14 protein-coding genes, 2 tRNA genes, 1 rRNA gene, 1 riboswitch and 1 other annotated feature are annotated in these 15,665 nt (G+C 53.2%); of the genes, 4 read left to right on the plus strand and 13 right to left on the minus strand.

Features of this window, described 5'->3' with window-relative positions; translation table 11 throughout:
* Positions 1–25 precede the first annotated feature (25 nt).
* The 4 genes from ilvE to ilvL all read right to left on the minus strand — a co-directional run bounded on the left by ilvE (position 26) and on the right by ilvL (position 3,122).
* Positions 26–955: a branched-chain-amino-acid transaminase gene (ilvE, locus tag HA50_RS19955; RefSeq protein ID WP_084877804.1), complete on the minus strand. Its 930-nt coding sequence runs from the start codon at positions 953–955 to the stop codon at positions 26–28.
* Positions 956–973: 18 nt separating this feature from the next.
* Positions 974–1,231, minus strand: a complete 258-nt coding sequence (gene ilvM, locus HA50_RS19960) for an acetolactate synthase 2 small subunit (RefSeq protein WP_084877807.1) — start codon at positions 1,229–1,231, stop codon at positions 974–976.
* Positions 1,228–2,874, minus strand: a complete 1,647-nt coding sequence (ilvG, locus tag HA50_RS19965; RefSeq protein WP_084877810.1) for an acetolactate synthase 2 catalytic subunit — start codon at positions 2,872–2,874, stop codon at positions 1,228–1,230. The genes ilvM and ilvG overlap by 4 nt, the downstream gene beginning before the upstream one ends.
* A gap of 149 nt (positions 2,875–3,023) precedes the next feature.
* Complete coding sequence (ilvL, locus tag HA50_RS19970; RefSeq protein WP_071783595.1) at positions 3,024–3,122, minus strand: ilv operon leader peptide; 99 nt, start codon at positions 3,120–3,122, stop codon at positions 3,024–3,026.
* A gap of 328 nt (positions 3,123–3,450) precedes the next feature.
* On the opposite strand from ilvL, the gene HA50_RS19975 reads away from it, so the two are divergent.
* Complete coding sequence (locus HA50_RS19975) at positions 3,451–4,971, plus strand: YifB family Mg chelatase-like AAA ATPase (RefSeq protein ID WP_084877812.1); 1,521 nt, start codon at positions 3,451–3,453, stop codon at positions 4,969–4,971.
* Between the two features lie 26 nt (positions 4,972–4,997).
* On the opposite strand, the gene HA50_RS19980 is transcribed toward HA50_RS19975, so the two are convergent.
* Positions 4,998–5,336: a MaoP family protein gene (locus HA50_RS19980; RefSeq protein ID WP_084877814.1), complete on the minus strand. Its 339-nt coding sequence runs from the start codon at positions 5,334–5,336 to the stop codon at positions 4,998–5,000.
* 121 nt (positions 5,337–5,457) lie between these two features.
* On the opposite strand from HA50_RS19980, the gene hdfR reads away from it, so the two are divergent.
* Positions 5,458–6,279, plus strand: coding sequence for an HTH-type transcriptional regulator HdfR (gene hdfR / locus HA50_RS19985; protein WP_084877817.1), 822 nt, complete (start codon positions 5,458–5,460; stop codon positions 6,277–6,279).
* A gap of 107 nt (positions 6,280–6,386) precedes the next feature.
* Here the strand turns inward: hdfR and HA50_RS19990 are convergent.
* From HA50_RS19990 to btuB, 5 genes are all read right to left on the minus strand, one after another.
* Positions 6,387–6,462 (minus strand) — tRNA-Trp (locus HA50_RS19990).
* A gap of 9 nt (positions 6,463–6,471) precedes the next feature.
* Positions 6,472–6,548: transfer RNA gene (locus HA50_RS19995), tRNA-Asp, on the minus strand.
* 74 nt (positions 6,549–6,622) lie between these two features.
* Positions 6,623–6,738 (minus strand): 5S ribosomal RNA (rrf, locus tag HA50_RS20000).
* A 123-nt stretch (positions 6,739–6,861) separates the two neighbouring features.
* Positions 6,862–7,490, minus strand: a sequence feature (most likely nonfunctional fraction of RNA operon).
* A gap of 378 nt (positions 7,491–7,868) precedes the next feature.
* A complete protein-coding gene (gene murI, locus HA50_RS20005) occupies positions 7,869–8,720 on the minus strand; it encodes a glutamate racemase (protein ID WP_084877819.1) in 852 nt (283 codons plus the stop codon).
* Positions 8,665–10,539 carry a TonB-dependent vitamin B12 receptor BtuB gene (gene btuB / locus HA50_RS20010; RefSeq protein WP_084877821.1) on the minus strand — a complete coding sequence of 625 codons (1,875 nt, stop codon included), beginning with the start codon at positions 10,537–10,539 and terminating at the stop codon, positions 8,665–8,667. Before btuB ends, murI begins: the two co-directional genes overlap by 56 nt.
* 68 nt (positions 10,540–10,607) lie before the next feature.
* A riboswitch (cobalamin riboswitch) is annotated at positions 10,608–10,788 on the minus strand.
* A 112-nt stretch (positions 10,789–10,900) separates the two neighbouring features.
* Here btuB and trmA point away from each other — a divergent pair.
* A complete protein-coding gene (gene trmA / locus HA50_RS20015; protein WP_084877824.1) occupies positions 10,901–12,004 on the plus strand; it encodes a tRNA (uridine(54)-C5)-methyltransferase TrmA in 1,104 nt (367 codons plus the stop codon).
* Between the two features lie 32 nt (positions 12,005–12,036).
* Here the strand turns inward: trmA and HA50_RS20020 are convergent, their stop codons facing one another.
* Both HA50_RS20020 and fabR read right to left on the minus strand, forming a co-directional pair.
* Positions 12,037–12,393 (minus strand): YijD family membrane protein, encoded by a 357-nt coding sequence (locus HA50_RS20020; RefSeq protein ID WP_013510971.1) that lies wholly within the window; start codon positions 12,391–12,393, stop codon positions 12,037–12,039.
* 18 nt (positions 12,394–12,411) lie between these two features.
* Positions 12,412–13,056 (minus strand): HTH-type transcriptional repressor FabR, encoded by a 645-nt coding sequence (gene fabR / locus HA50_RS20025; protein WP_084877826.1) that lies wholly within the window; start codon positions 13,054–13,056, stop codon positions 12,412–12,414.
* A gap of 193 nt (positions 13,057–13,249) precedes the next feature.
* On the opposite strand from fabR, the gene sthA reads away from it, so the two are divergent.
* Positions 13,250–14,650: a Si-specific NAD(P)(+) transhydrogenase gene (sthA, locus tag HA50_RS20030; RefSeq protein ID WP_084877828.1), complete on the plus strand. Its 1,401-nt coding sequence runs from the start codon at positions 13,250–13,252 to the stop codon at positions 14,648–14,650.
* On the opposite strand, the gene oxyR is transcribed toward sthA, so the two are convergent.
* Positions 14,633–15,550 carry a DNA-binding transcriptional regulator OxyR gene (gene oxyR / locus HA50_RS20035; protein WP_084877830.1) on the minus strand — a complete coding sequence of 306 codons (918 nt, stop codon included), beginning with the start codon at positions 15,548–15,550 and terminating at the stop codon, positions 14,633–14,635. The genes sthA and oxyR overlap by 18 nt on opposite strands.
* Between the last annotated feature and the right edge of the window lie 115 nt (positions 15,551–15,665).

Genomic DNA, 15,665 nt, shown 5'->3' on the forward strand with positions numbered 1-15,665 from the left:
GCCTGAACGCCCGCGCAAAGTCTTGTTATGCGTTAACCGGATCCAGCCAGCCCCATTTGTCTTCAGTTTCGCCGGTGAACAGGCCAAAAAACGCCTGCTGAATGCGTTTGGTCACCGGGCCACATTTGCCTGCGCCAACCTGGATACCGTCTACGCTGCGTACCGGGGTGATTTCCGCTGCAGTACCGGACATGAACACTTCGTCAGCCAGGTACAGTGATTCGCGTGACAGCACCTGCTCGCGAACTTCGATACCCATGTCTTTTGCCAGTTTGATGATGGCGTCACGGGTGATACCCGGCAGTGCAGAAGAGGTGAACGGCGGCGTGAACAGAATGCCATCTTTCACTTCGAACAGGTTTTCACCGGCCCCTTCTGAAATATAGCCGTTGGTATCGAGAGCGATACCTTCCTGATAACCGTGGCGGCGCGCTTCGCTACCTACCAGCAGAGAAGACAGGTAGTTACCACCGGCTTTTGCCGCAGTCGGCAGGGTGTTCGGTGCCACGCGGTTCCAGGAAGACACCATCGCGTCGATGCCCTGCTCCAGCGCTTCGGCACCCAGGTAAGCACCCCACGGGAACGCGGCGATGATCACGTCGGTGGTGTAGCCATCTGGCGGGTTCACACCCAGGCCCACGTCGCCCACGAAAGCCAGCGGACGGATGTAGGCGCTTTTCAGTTTGTTGACGCGCAGCACTTCGCGGCAGGCTTCCATCAGCTCATCTACGCTGGCTTTGATCGGGAAGCGGTAGATTTTGGCGGAGTCGTGCAGACGCTGCATGTGTTCGCGATGACGGAACACCACCGGGCCTTTGTGAGAGTCGTAGCAACGCACGCCCTCAAACACAGAAGTACCGTAATGCAACGCGTGAGACATGACGCTAACCTTGGCGTCTTCCCACTTAACCATCTCCCCATTGAACCAAATAAAGTCTGCTTTCTTCGTACTCATTGTTATTTCCTTTCGCGGCTAGGCACGGATTTGTTGTGTTGTCTGTTGTTGGATTTGGACGCAAGCGACATCCATCAGTTTACTTAATTGCGAAGACAGTAAATCGACTGAGCGCTGGCTGGCAACGGTCATTTCAATATTAATGTTTTCTGCATTAGCGGCTGATGCCATGTTCATGGCGCACACCTGGAAACCACGGTGGCGCACGACGCGCAAAATGCGTTCCAATATTTCAGGGCGGAAGCGGGCCTCGATAGACAATTGATGCTGGTTCATGCGGTTTTCTCCATCATGTTTGCGTTGCTGGCACCTGGTGGCACCAATGGCCAGACGTTTTCATGCTCATCAATCGAAACATGCAGGAAGTAAGGACCTTCACTGTTCAGCAGAGCATCAAGGGCGGCGTCGACCTGATCTTTACGGGTAATACGCTGGCCAGGGATATCAAACGCGCTGGCCAGTGTCAGGAAATCGGGGTTATCAGTCAGGATGGTTTCGCTGTAACGACCACCAAAGAACAGCTGCTGCCACTGGCGCACCATGCCAAGGCGCTGGTTATCCAGCAGCAGGATTTTCACCGGCAGTTTGCCGCGCTTGATGGTGCCCAGCTCCTGGATGTTCATCATGATGGAGCCGTCGCCAGATACACAGATCACCGTATCGTCTGGGCGGGCGACCTGAGCGCCTATCGCTGCCGGCAGGCCAAAGCCCATGGTGCCGAGACCGCTGGAAGTAATAAAATTTTCCGGTGCGCTGAACGACATATGCTGTGCCGCCCACATCTGATGCTGCCCCACGTCGGTGGTAACCACGGCGCTAGCCCCTTTGCGATCGGAAAGTTGCTTCAGCAGCAGTGGCGCGTAAATCGCTTCACCCGGATGATCGTAACGCCAGCTAAATTCAGCCTTCAGCATTTTCACTTCGGTGCGCCACGCGTCAATTTGCAGCGGCATACTCAGTGCTGGCAGCACCTGATTCAGATCGCCCTGCAACGAAACGTGGGCACGGCGCAGTTTGTTCAGCTCAGCAGGATCAATATCGAGATGGATGACGCTGGCGTGCGGCGCGAAGGTATCGAGCTTACCGGTGACGCGATCGTCAAAGCGCGCGCCAACGGCGATCAGTAAATCACACTCCTGCACCGCAATGTTGGCCGCCTTGGTGCCATGCATGCCCAGCATGCCGAGGTAGACTTCGCTGCTGGCATCAGCACTGCCCAGACCTTTCAGGGTGGCAACCATCGGAATACCGGTTTCGTTCGCCATGGCACGCAGTGCCGGAACGGCATGCGCCATGCCTACGCCGCCACCGATGTACAGCATGGGTTTTTTCGCCTGGGCCATCAGCGCGCGCGCTTCCGCGATTTGCTGTGCCGAGTGGATCGGCGCTTCTTCGACTGGCAGCAGACGCGGTGTCGGTTCACCTCTGGCAACCTGAATGTCTTTCGGGATATCAACCAGAACCGGGCCTGGACGGCCTGACTGGGCGATGGCAAAGGCTTCTGCCATCACTGAAGGTAAATCATCAAGGGATTCAACGAGGAAACTGTGCTTGGTGCAGGCCAGTGACAAACCGAGAACGTCGATTTCCTGGAACGCATCGGTACCGATAAAAGAGGACGCTACCTGCCCGGTAATCGCCACCACCGGGATGGAATCCATCATCGCGTCAGCTAACCCGGTGATCAGATTGGTCGCTCCCGGACCTGAGGTGGCGATACAGACGCCGGTTTTACCTGTGGCGCGCGCATAACCAATCGCCGCCATCACCGCACCTTGCTCATGCCGACACAGTAGGTGTTCCACGCCGCCATCGTAGAGCGCATCGTACACTGGCATGATGGCACCGCCAGGATATCCAAACACGGTCTCAACACCCTGCGCGCGTAAAGTCTGAACTACCCACTGTGCACCTGTCATGGTTATTCTCCTGTATCCCTGTGGGAACAACAGAATTTTATGCTACTGTTCATTATCTGTTCCTCGATGATTCGCTGATATTTTGCCTGGTCGAAAAAAAACCCCCGGACCTTTCGGTGCGGGGGTTTTTGGAATTCCAGGCTTGATTTTTAAGCCTTTCTTTCTCCAAGCGTAGCCCCGCACGGTGGGATAATAATCACCACCACGCTAATCACGACTAGGCTAATCACTTGTAGAAGGGCTTTCATGTGTTGTTCGTTTTTTCGATTGTTCGAAGTAATACCTACAGAGTTACCATAGTTATCTGTGCATTGACAATAATTTTCATCAGAAATTTTTATGACGTTGCGCTTCAGTCGCGGTTATCACTTTGTAAGTAAAGGGTTATTTACATTTGTGATAAATATTCATTACGTCCGCGACGTAATCTTTCATGCTGATTTGGCAGGCGGCTTCCAAAATCTCTTAACGTGCGGCAAAAAACAGCGAAATAACGGAATCAGGCGCGCAGTTATTATCATCCGGATTCGACCTCCCGATGTGAAGCGCGCAGGATAGGGCTAACAAGGAGAGGTTATGTCTTTATCCCGGGTTCTAACGCGTGCGGCACTGGGTGTTCAGGCGCCGCTGGTGACAGTGGAAGTACATATCAGCAACGGCCTGCCCGCTTTAACGCTGGTCGGTTTGCCAGAGACAACGGTGAAAGAGGCGCGAGAGCGGGTCCGCAGCGCCATCATCAATAGCGGTTTTACCTTTCCGGCGAAGCGCGTCACGATCAATCTTGCTCCCGCCGACCTCCCCAAAGAGGGTGGCCGCTACGACCTGCCGATCGCCATTGCGATTCTCGCCGCCTCAGAGCAGCTCCCTGACGCTAAACTCACTCAATATGAATTCCTGGGTGAATTAACGCTAAACGGCTCGCTCTGTGGCGTTCAGGCCGCCATTCCCGCAGCGATGGCAGCGCTGCATGCTGGCCGACAAATGATTCTCTCTGAACAAAATCAGCAGGATGTGGGCTTAATCCGCGAAGGCGTAACCCTCGTCGGTAAGCATCTGCTTGAAATCTGCGCATTTCTCCATAACCAGACGGAGTTAACCGTCGCCCATTATCATCCCGAAGTGGTCGACAGAGAAACACAGGACCTGAGCGATATCATTGGTCAGGAACAGGGACGCCGCGCACTGGAGATCACTGCGGCTGGCGGGCACAACCTGCTGCTGCTCGGTCCGCCTGGTACCGGGAAAACCATGCTGGCCACCCGATTACCCGGCATTATGCCGCCACTGAGCGACCAGGAAGCGCTGGAGTGCGCGGCTATTGCCAGTCTTGTCAGTAGCGGCAATATCCATCGTCAGTGGCGTAAGCGCCCGTTTCGCGCCCCACATCATAGCGCCTCACTGTATGCCTTGATCGGTGGCGGCTCTTTGCCGCGTCCGGGAGAAATCTCTCTGGCGCACAATGGCGTACTGTTCCTCGATGAGCTGCCGGAGTTCGAACGCAAAGTTCTGGACTCCCTGCGGGAACCGATTGAGTCCGGAGAGATCGCAATATCCCGCACCCGGGCAAAAGTGACTTACCCTGCCCGCTTTCAATTGATTGCAGCGATGAATCCCAGCCCAACGGGCCATTATCAGGGCACGCATAATCGCTGTACGCCGCAGCAGATATTGCGCTATCTGAGTCGTCTTTCTGGCCCCTTCCTCGACCGTTTCGATCTGTCACTGGAGATCCCGCTCCTGCCCAATGGGACGCTAAGCCAGAAACAACAGCGCAGCGAAAGCAGTGCCGATGTACTGCAACGTGTGCTTGCGGCGCGACAGCGTCAAATCGATCGCAGCGGGAAAGTGAATGCGCATTTATCTAACGCGGATATTCAGCGCTGGTGTGAACTGCCTCAGGATGATGCGAAGTGGCTTGAAGAAGTACTGAATTCACTGGGGTTATCAGTGCGCGCCTGGCAACGTATCCTGAAAGTGGCCAGGACTATCGCGGATCTGGCAGGAGAACCGCAGATTACCCGTCTTCACCTGCAGGAGGCAGTTGGGTATCGCAGTATCGACCGGTTAATGATTTTTCTGCACAAAAGCCTGGAATAAAAAAACGGGGCATTTGCCCCGTTATCTTAGTCTTCGCTGTCGCTGTAGTCTTCGACGCTGTCCATCTGCGGCTTACCACCGGACAACGTGTGAAAACGCTTCGGACGCTTGATTCGTGCGGTATATTTCGACCATACACGCTCAGCTTCCGTTTGCGGCTCACGAATCCCACGACATACTTCAAGAAATAAGCGCTCTTCTTCTGTCACCGGCTCACGCTTTGCCAGGTCCAGTTCATTAAAGGCATAACCGTGGCGCTCAAGAAGCGTAGCTTCTTTAATGGTGAAATCACCATGACGCGAAAAACCACGAGGGTAATGTTTGTTATCAAAGAAACGATTCGTTGTTGCGAAGCTGTCCGCCATTGTACACGCTCCTGATTCTCATATGGCCGTGCTATTTATGGCGCGGAGTATTAGATAGGCTTGACAGAGTGTAAAACAAAACATTTAAATCAATACGACAAACATTTTTTGGGAGAATGCTGTGGATACGGAATTACTGAAAACTTTCCTCGAAGTGAGCAGAACACGTCATTTCGGGCGCGCTGCTGAAGCGCTTTACCTCACGCAATCTGCCGTTAGTTTCCGCATTCGCCAACTGGAAAATCAGCTGGGCGTTAACCTTTTTACTCGCCATCGTAATAACATCCGGCTGACTTCGGCAGGTGAGCGTTTATTGCCCTACGCTGAAAGCCTGATGAGTACCTGGTTGATGGCTAAGAAGGAAGTTTCGCATACACAGCAACATCATGAGCTTTCTATCGGGGCCAGTGCTTCACTCTGGGAAGCCTACCTAACCCCCTGGCTACAATCGCTTTATGAGAACAGAGAAAGCCTGCATCTTGAGGCGCGAATCGCACAACGGCATTTACTGGTAAAGCAGCTACATGAACGGCAGCTTGATCTTTTGATTACCACGGAAGCACCGAAGATGGATGAATTGACCAGCCAGCAAATTGGTCACATTTCACTCGCGTTATTTCGTGCACGTAAAACGGAGAAACGTGAAAAATATGATTACATTAAACTGGAATGGGGAGCAGATTTTCATCAACATGAAACTTATTTGTCCAGTGATGACGTTCCGGTATTAACAACAACTTCGGCGCATGTTACCCGAGAATTGCTGCATACGACGGGGGCTTGTGCATTTTTACCTGATTTCTGGCATGGCACTTATAGCGATCTGATGGTTATTCCTGATACACCTGTCGCAGTCAGACCGTTATATGCGGTATGGCTTCAGAATAGCGATCAGCAGGCACATATTCGCCAGTTGCTTAAATATCCGGTATTGACACATTGAGGTAATAAAAACAGGAAGGGTTTGAGTGGATATTGGTGAAGCTCAACTCTCTTCATCACTAAATTTAGAACAAAAAAAATCCTTTGCCTAAGCAAAGGATTGTTTTCTGGCAGGGGCGGAGGGACTCGAACCCCCAACACCCGGTTTTGGAGACCGGTGCTCTACCAATTGAACTACGCCCCTAAATGAGGGTGGCGGTGCGGACGGGACTCGAACCCGCGACCCCCGGCGTGACAGGCCGGTATTCTAACCGACTGAACTACCGCACCACCGAATACTGCATTACCAGCGGGGTCTCGCTGATAACCGGTGTTACCTTTTCAGGTAAATACCTTAAATTGATGCCTGGCAGTTCCCTACTCTCGCATGGGGAGACCCCACACTACCATCGGCGCTACGGCGTTTCACTTCTGAGTTCGGCATGGGGTCAGGTGGGACCACCGCGCTACAGCCGCCAGGCAAATTCTGTTTATCCGCACCGCCCCTTCAGGCCGCACGAATCAATCCGGATGAACTAAGCTGAAAATTCTTCTACTGGTCTCTCACAACCAAAACGCCTCTGGCGTTGTAAGGTTAAGCCTCACGGGTCATTAGTACCGGTTAGCTCAATGCATCGCTGCACTTACACATCCGGCCTATCAACGTCGTCGTCTTCAACGTCCCTTCAGGACTCTCAAGGAGTCAGGGAGAACTCATCTCGGGGCAAGTTTCGTGCTTAGATGCTTTCAGCACTTATCTTTTCCGCACTTAGCTACCGGGCAATCTAGCTAGCTAGCCCGCTGAAAGTACTTTACAACCCGAAGGCCTTCTTCATACACGCGGCATGGCTGCATCAGGCTTGCGCCCATTGTGCAATATTCCCACTGCTGCCTCCCGTAGAGTCTGGACCGTGTCTCAGTTCCAGTGTGGCTGGTCATCCTCTCAGACCAGCTAGGGATCGTCGCCTAGGTGAGCCGTTACCCCACCTACTAGCTAATCCCATCTGGGTTCATCCGATGGTGTGAGGCCCGAAAGTCCCCCACTTTGGTCTTGCGACGTTATGCGGTATTAGCTACCGTTTCCAGTAGTTATCCCCCTCCATCGGGCAGATCCCCAGACATTACTCACCCGTCCGCCACTCGTCACCCAAGGAGCAAGCTCCTCTGTGCTACCGTTCGACTTGCATGTGTTAGGCCTGCCGCCAGCGTTCAATCTGAGCCATGATCAAACTCTTCAATTTAAGTTTGATGCTCAAAGAATTAAACTTCGTAATGAATTACGTGCTCACTCTTGAGACTTGATATTTTTTAAGTCCGTGGACTTTTGATATCAATCCTGCGAGTGCCCACACAGATTGTCTGATAAATTGTTAAAGAGCAGTGCCACATTTCTCGTGTGGCGCGGGTTGCGTATGTTACGCTTTCCGCGTTTTCAGTCAAGCATTTATTTTTGCTTTTCTGAAGGTTGCCACTTAAGGCCACCTACTTAACCCAGCGCTTCGTAAGCCGTTGTGCCGTGTCAGTGGAGGCGCATTATAGGGAGTTCTTTGAGGCTGACAAGAGCTAAATGCAATTTAATTTCTGAGTGTTGTTTTTTTCGACGAAAAGCCACTAAAGCGCCAGTTTTTCCAGCAATGGGAAGCCATAACGCTGTAGAACCGGTGATAATTGCAGCACTTCTTCATCCATCCGCGTGCAAAATGCCATGTTAGGCGCATCAGAAAGCGCAACAGGTGCCGCATGTTCCAATAACCAGGCAGTACGACGCGCAATTGCCGCGCCGGAATCCACCAGCCGCGTCCCTTCCGGCAACACCAGCTGTAACTCGTCACGCAATAAAGGGAAGTGGGTACAACCCAGCACCACCGTATCCGGCGGCTCCTTCATGCGTAGCCATGGCTGTACCACACGGCGTACATCATCCAGCAGCACTTCTTCTCCGTGCAGTTTGGCTTCAGCCAATTCGACCAGCTCTGACGAGCCCAACATTTTGATTTGGCATTCACGGGCGAATTGCGCCACCAGTTCGTGAGTATAAGGACGTTTCACCGTTCCGCGTGTCGCCAGTAACCCCACCACCCCATTACGCGTTAAGCGCGCGGCAGGTTTAATGGCTGGCACCACCCCGACCACCGGGAAGGCAAACTTCGCACGCAGTGCAGGTAAAGAAACCGTACTGGCCGAGTTACAGGCAATCACCACCAGTGCCAATGGAAAGTGCCGCGTAATGGCTTCGACGATCGAAACAACTCGCTCGACAATATAGGTTTCGGTTTTTTCGCCGTAGGGAAAACCTTCATTATCGAAGGCATAGAGATAATGGAGATCCGGCAGGAGTTGCCGAATCTCTTCATAGACGGAGAGCCCACCGACGCCGGAGTCAAACACCAGCACGGTGGGACGCAGATCAGAAGCTGTAGCTGGCGCTGAGGTAATACTCCGTTCCTGGAGTTTGATAGCCATACACTGTCTCGTAGTCTTTATCGAACAGGTTGGCAATTCTACCACGAACGGTGAGCTGAGAGGTGACCGGATACGACACTGCCAGATCCCATAAACTCACACCGCCCAGCTTAACGCGCTGCGCAGTATAGGAGTGGTTGTAATCATTGTCATAACGCTCACCAAGGTAGTGATAGGTGATGGACCAGTCAAAATCGAACACCGTCCAGTCGAGCTGGTATTTCACCTGCTGCTTAGCACGGCGCAACAATTGCTGATTGGTTTCTGCATCACGCGCATCGACATAATCATAAGAAAGGGTATGACTCAGCGGACCGGTGTCGAAAGACGCGGTGGCCTCAACGCCTTTAATGCGCGCTTTGTCGATGTTGTAGTAAACGTAGGTACTCGGATCGCTATCAATCAGGTTATCGATGTCATTGCGATAGCCCGATACACGCCAGTTCACCGGTCCGGTTAACCCTTCAAAGCCACTCTCCCACTGTTTGCTTTCTTCCGGCTTCAGGTTCGGGTTGCCATAGGTCTGGCTATAAAGCTGAGCCAGGTTCGGGGCTTTATAGGCGGTGGCATAAGAAGCGAAGACGCGATAGCCATCAACAAATTCCCAGGCGGCGCTGCTCTGCCAGGTGCTGTGCCAGCCAAAGGCATTGTTGTCATCACCACGTACCGCACCTTCCAGCGTCACGCTGCCAAACTGCTGTTGAGCCGTGGCGTAAATGCCGGTATTACGCTGTTCCTGGCCATCCACTGTGGAATTGGTACCGGGTTCTGACGTTTGTTTCTGCCAGTCAACGCCGCCGCTAATAGCACCATGCCCCACCTGCACCGTGTTGCCCCACTGCAGGTTGTATTGCTGAACATCATCCAGCGAAGCGGTGGCATCATATTTACCCAGCTGCGGACTGTAGTTGTAATCTTTGGTGTGGCTGTAGCTGGCGATCAGCTGAGAAGAATAGATGCCCTGATTAAAGCGCAGTCCGGTGTCCCATGTCTGGCTGTAAAGCTGACGGGTATCAACGAAGGTGTTGGGTTCAACATAGGTCGGGTAGCCGTCATAAGCGGTTCGGTTATCAAAGCCGTAGCCCCGCACGAAGCCGCTGAACTGGTCGCTGAACTGATGTTCCAGTGAACCATACAGGGTCTTGCTCATAAATCCGTCACGGTCTTTTTGCGCCGGATCGCCATAGATGTCTGGCAGGTTCGCCACCACATCATAGCCTTTGGTGTAAGTATAGTTACCGGCCAGCGTCAGTTTGGTCGCATCACCCAGTTGCTGCTGCGTCGAGCCATCGTAGCTTTGATAACCTTTTGACCCGACACCCGCCGTCAGCGTAGTACCGGGTTTATCACGGCCGGTGATGATGTTCACCACGCCGCCGATAGCATCCGACCCATACACCGCCGAACGCGCACCACGGATATACTCGATGCGTTGCACCAGCGAGAGCGGAATCTGGCTGAGATCGGATGAACCGGAGATACCCGCCTGGTTCAGGCGCACCCCGTCGATCAGAATCAGTACATGGCTGGAATTAGTACCACGGATAAACATCGAACTCTGCTGGCCGAGGCCGCCGTTTTGCGCAATATCCACGCCCGGCAGGCGACGCATCACATCGGTGAGGCTTTTTGCCTGCCAGCGATCAATGTCTTCCCGGGTAACCACCGTGGTGGGTGCCAGCACGGAAGAAACCGGCTGAGCAAAACGGTTGGCGGTAACGATTTGCGTATCATCATCCTGCTGGGCATAGCCAAATTGCGCCCAGAGGGACACCGCCGTTGCACTGAAGGCAAACAGCGAAGCATGTGTTTTTTTCATTGTTATAGCATCCAAAAGACGAAGCAGGATGCCGCAGGCATACGATCGATAGCACGCGATGATCGTACGAATTGCGACGTCACACCGGCAGGTCTTCGGGCTGAGAATCATTAATGGTGAAGACTTCCCATCCCGCAGGACAGTGTCTGCATCAGCAATCACCACGACATTCATTACCGCTGCGCGTCAGCTCCAGATTCACACTGGATTCCCTTTTAACTCAAGGAGGCCGGCTGCCGCAGTCTACGGATAAGAAGGCCGGAAATCCAGACTTCCAGCCATCTTCTTTCGCGCAGAGCTGGACATCAGCAGGTGAATGCCTACAATCGCCCGGCAAGCAGGCTTATTACCAGGATTAAAGATGACACCCGAACAACTCCCGATTGAACAATACGACGCGCAACTGGCGGAAAAAGTCAGCCGTTTGCAGGCGATGATGACACCATTTGCTGCGCCAGAGGTGGAGGTGTTTCGTTCACCGGTCAGTCACTACCGCATGCGTGCCGAATTCCGCATCTGGCACGATGGTGACGATCTGTATCACATCATCTTTGATCAGCAGACCAAACAACGTATTCGGGTTGATCAATTTCCTGCTGCCAGTGAATTGATCAACCAGCTGATGCCAAAAATGATCGACGCGATCCGTGATAACCGCGTCCTGCGCCATAAATTATTCCAGATCGATTATCTGTCGACGCTGAGCAACCAAATCGTTATTTCCCTGCTCTATCACCGTAAGCTGGAAGAGGACTGGCAGCAGGCGGCGACGGCGTTACGCGATGCCCTGCGCGCTGAAGGCTTTGATGTCCAGTTAATTGGTCGCGCCACCAAAACCAAAATCTGTCTCGATCGTGATTACATTGATGAGCGCCTGCCGGTAGCGGGCAAAGAATTGATTTATCGTCAGGTAGAGAACAGTTTCACCCAGCCGAATGCGGCGATGAATATTCAGATGCTGGAGTGGGCGCTGGATGTGACACAAAACGCACGCGGCGATCTGCTGGAGTTGTATTGCGGTAATGGTAACTTTTCGCTGGCGCTGGCACGGAATTTCCGTCGTGTATTAGCCACCGAAATTGCCAAACCTTCCGTGGCGGCGGCGCAGTACAACATTACGGCCAATCAGATTGATAACGTGCAGATCATCCGCATGGCGGCGGAAGAGTTTACCCAGGCCATGAACGGCGTGCGCAGCTTTAACCGCCTGGAAGGTATCGATCTGCAAAGTTATCAGTGTGAAACCATTTTCGTCGATCCACCGCGTAGCGGGCTGGACGCCGAAACGGTCCGGATGGTGCAGGCTTACCCGCGCATTCTTTATATCTCCTGCAACCCGCAGACGCTGTGCGACAATCTCGCTACGCTGGCGGAAACCCATGAGGTTGCAAGGCTGGCGTTGTTCGATCAGTTCCCCTACACCCATCATATGGAGTGTGGTGTGTTGCTGACGCGCAAAGCCTGAATAAAAAACGGGACCCTGAAGGTCCCGTTTTTTTAATTCTTGTTCTTCGGTCGCTTAAAGCGTGTCGCAATCCAGAACACCAGCGCTACCATCAGGATGGTAGGAATAAAGTTGGAGCCGATGTCCGGATACTCGGCGCGAACCAGTGCGCTGTAGACCAGAATCCCCAGCAGAAAAAACGCTGCGGCCAGCGAGGGCATACCTTCCGGCATATTACGATTCAGATAACGTTGATGCAGACACCAGGCCGCCAGGCCCAGGGCGATCAGCGGGAAAATCGAAAACGGCACAAATGCACTGAACAGCACCGAAAAGGAGCCGTTGATGGCTAAACCGGTGATAAAAGCCAGTAAAAGCGTTCCTTTATCGCGGGGGTTTTGCTCAATCATTTCATTATCCTTATCACATTACTCTTCGGGTTTTTCCAGTGTTACCGACAGGCGCTCCTGCTCCCGGCGATACCAGTAATACGCACCTTTGGCAATCATACGCAGCTGCAGCACCAGACGGTCTTCCAGCTTGCGACGTTGTTCAATATCCACATCCAGCGCTTCCGCACCAGCACTGAACACGATGGTGACCATCGCTTCCGCCTGCGCTTCGGTAAAACTGCGCGGCATGCGGTTCTCCAGCTCCAGGTAATCCGCCAGTTCGGCAATGAAGTGTTGAATTTCACGCGCAACTGCAGCACGAAACGCAGCAGAGGTTCCGGAACGCTCGCGTAGTAAGAGACGAAAAGCGTTGGGATTGTTCCCGATAAACTCCATAAAAGTTGCGACGGAGGTCTTAATAATGCTGCCGCCCTTGGCAATACGCTGGCGAGCCTGACGCATCAGCTGACGCAACATCAGGCCACTTTCGTCAACCATGGTCAGACCCAGTTCATCCACATCCCGGAAATGACGGTAAAACGAGGTGGGCGCAATGCCAGCTTCGCGAGCGACTTCTCTCAGGCTCAGGCTGGCGAAACTCCGTTCTGCACTTAACTGACTGAAGGCGGCTTCAATCAAAGAACGCCTTGTACGTTCTTTTTGTTGCGCTCTGACGCCCATTCTCTCTGCCCTGTGAGTAATCAGGCAGGCACTATAACAAACTTTGTCGCCGCCAGTGCCGCAAAGTTTGTGAACGCCTGTGAACCTCACGCTTTGTCAAAATCAGGCAAAAATCGCTGTTAGAATTCAGAAGTGCGCGGCGAGATGTTAGAATCTCGTTGTAAAAATGTATAGAAACATAGGACGTACTGGTATGCAAAAGTCTTACGATTACGATGCCATTGTGATTGGCTCCGGTCCGGGCGGTGAAGGTGCGGCCATGGGGCTGGTGAAGCAGGGAGCGCGCATCGCAGTGATCGAACGCTACCATAACATCGGCGGCGGTTGTACTCACTGGGGCACCATCCCTTCCAAAGCGTTGCGTCATGCTGTCAGCCGTATTATCGAGTTCAATCAAAATCCCCTTTATAGCGACCACACCCGACTTCTGCGCTCCTCTTTTGCAGATATCCTTAACCACACCGAAAACGTCATCAGCCAGCAAACTTCGATGCGGCAGGGTTTTTACGAGCGTAACCGGTGTGAGCTCTATCAGGGCGATGCGCATTTTGTTGATGCCAACACCATCGAAGTGGAACAACCGGATGGCACCCGCGAACGCTTAACCGCAGAAAAGTTTGTCATTGCTTGCGGATCGCGCCCTTATCATCCGAATGATGTCGATTTCACCCATCCACGTATTTATGACTCCGATTCGATCCTCAATCTGCACCATGAACCGGGTCACGTCATTATCTATGGTGCCGGGGTGATCGGCTGTGAATATGCCTCCATTTTCCGCGGTCTGAACGTGAAGGTTGACCTGATCAACACCCGCGATCGCTTGCTGGCGTTTCTCGACCAGGAAATGTCGGATTCCTTGTCTTACCACTTCTGGAACAGCGGCGTGGTGATTCGTCACAACGAAGAGTTTGAGAAGATTGAAGGCGTGGACGATGGCGTCATCATTCACCTCAAATCCGGCAAGAAGGTGAAAGCAGATTGCCTGCTGTACGCCAATGGTCGAACCGGTAATACCGATTCACTGGCGCTGGAAAATGTCGGTCTGGAAGCTGATGGCCGTGGTCTGCTGAAGGTTAACAGCATGTACCAGACGGCACAGCCGCATATTTATGCGGTCGGTGACGTAATCGGTTATCCGAGCCTGGCTTCAGCCGCCTATGACCAGGGCCGCATCGCTGCTCAGGCCATCATCAAAGGTGAAGCCACCGCGCATCTGATTGAAGATATCCCCACCGGGATTTACACCATTCCGGAGATCAGTTCAGTCGGGAAAACGGAACAGCAGCTGACCGCCATGAAAGTGCCGTATGAGGTGGGACGTGCGCAGTTCAAACACCTGGCGCGTGCGCAGATTGTCGGGATGAATGTGGGTAGCCTGAAGATCCTGTTCCACCGTGAAACCAAAGAAATTCTCGGCATTCATTGCTTTGGCGAACGTGCGGCGGAAATCATTCATATCGGCCAGGCCATCATGGAACAGAAAAATGGCGGTAACACGATTGAATACTTCGTGAATACCACCTTTAACTATCCCACGATGGCCGAAGCCTATCGCGTTGCCGCGTTAAATGGCTTAAACCGCCTGTTTTAACGTGTTATCGAGATAGCTCTGCATGTGGGTTTTGATCGCTTCTGCCAGCTGCTCATAGCGGCTGCGCAGAGGCGAGCCGGGACGATAAACCAGCGCGATGGTACGCTGTGGCACTGGCTTATAACACGGCAGATAACACACGCCATCACGCACGCGCTCGTTCGGCACCGCCAGCGCAGGCAATAACGTGATGCCACTTCCGGCAGCGACCATATTGCGCAACGTTTCCAGGCTGGTAGCACGGAAATGGGTGTCTTCATCAGCGCCTGCTTCAAAGCAGAAACCCATCGCCTGATCGCGCAGGCAGTGGCCATCTTCCAGCATCAGCAACTTTTCACCGGCCAGATCCGACATGGGTACACGATCGCGATCGTGCCACGGGTGATCCTCGTAGATCGCCAGCTTCATCGGCTCGTCAAACAGCGGCACCTCGATAAAGGCTTCGCTCTCTTTCACCAGCGCCAGAATTGCACAGTCGAGTTTGCCGCTATCGAGTTGTGACAATAGCTGCTGCGTCTGCGCTTCGTGCAGATACATTTCAAGCTTGGGAAAGGTCTGATGCAGCATCGGGATGATTTGCGGCAACAGATAAGGCCCGGTGGTGGGGATAAGCCCAATGTGCAACGGCCCGGACATGGTTTCGCCCTGCTGGCTGGCCATCTCCTTCAGTACCTTCACTTCACGCAGCACGGTGCGCGCCTGATCCACCAGCAACAGCCCAGCCTGGGTAAACAATACCTTACGGCTGGTGCGTTCCAGCAGCATGACGCCCAGTTCATCTTCCAGTTTACGAATTTGTCCGCTCAGCGTTGGCTGGCTGACATGGCAGGCATCCGCTGCACGGCGGAAGTGACGGTGCTCCGCAAGCGAAACCAGATACTCCAGATCACGAATGTTCATTGATATCCTCCGAACCACGATAGCCCGTGGCGATAGATAGAATAGCAATGAACGATTAGCCCTATCAAGCCACTGACAGGAATAATACGTGCCATCTGAAGCAATGATGAAAAAA

The sequence above is a fragment of the Pantoea cypripedii genome, from assembly GCF_002095535.1.
Lineage (GTDB): Bacteria > Pseudomonadota > Gammaproteobacteria > Enterobacterales > Enterobacteriaceae > Pantoea > Pantoea cypripedii.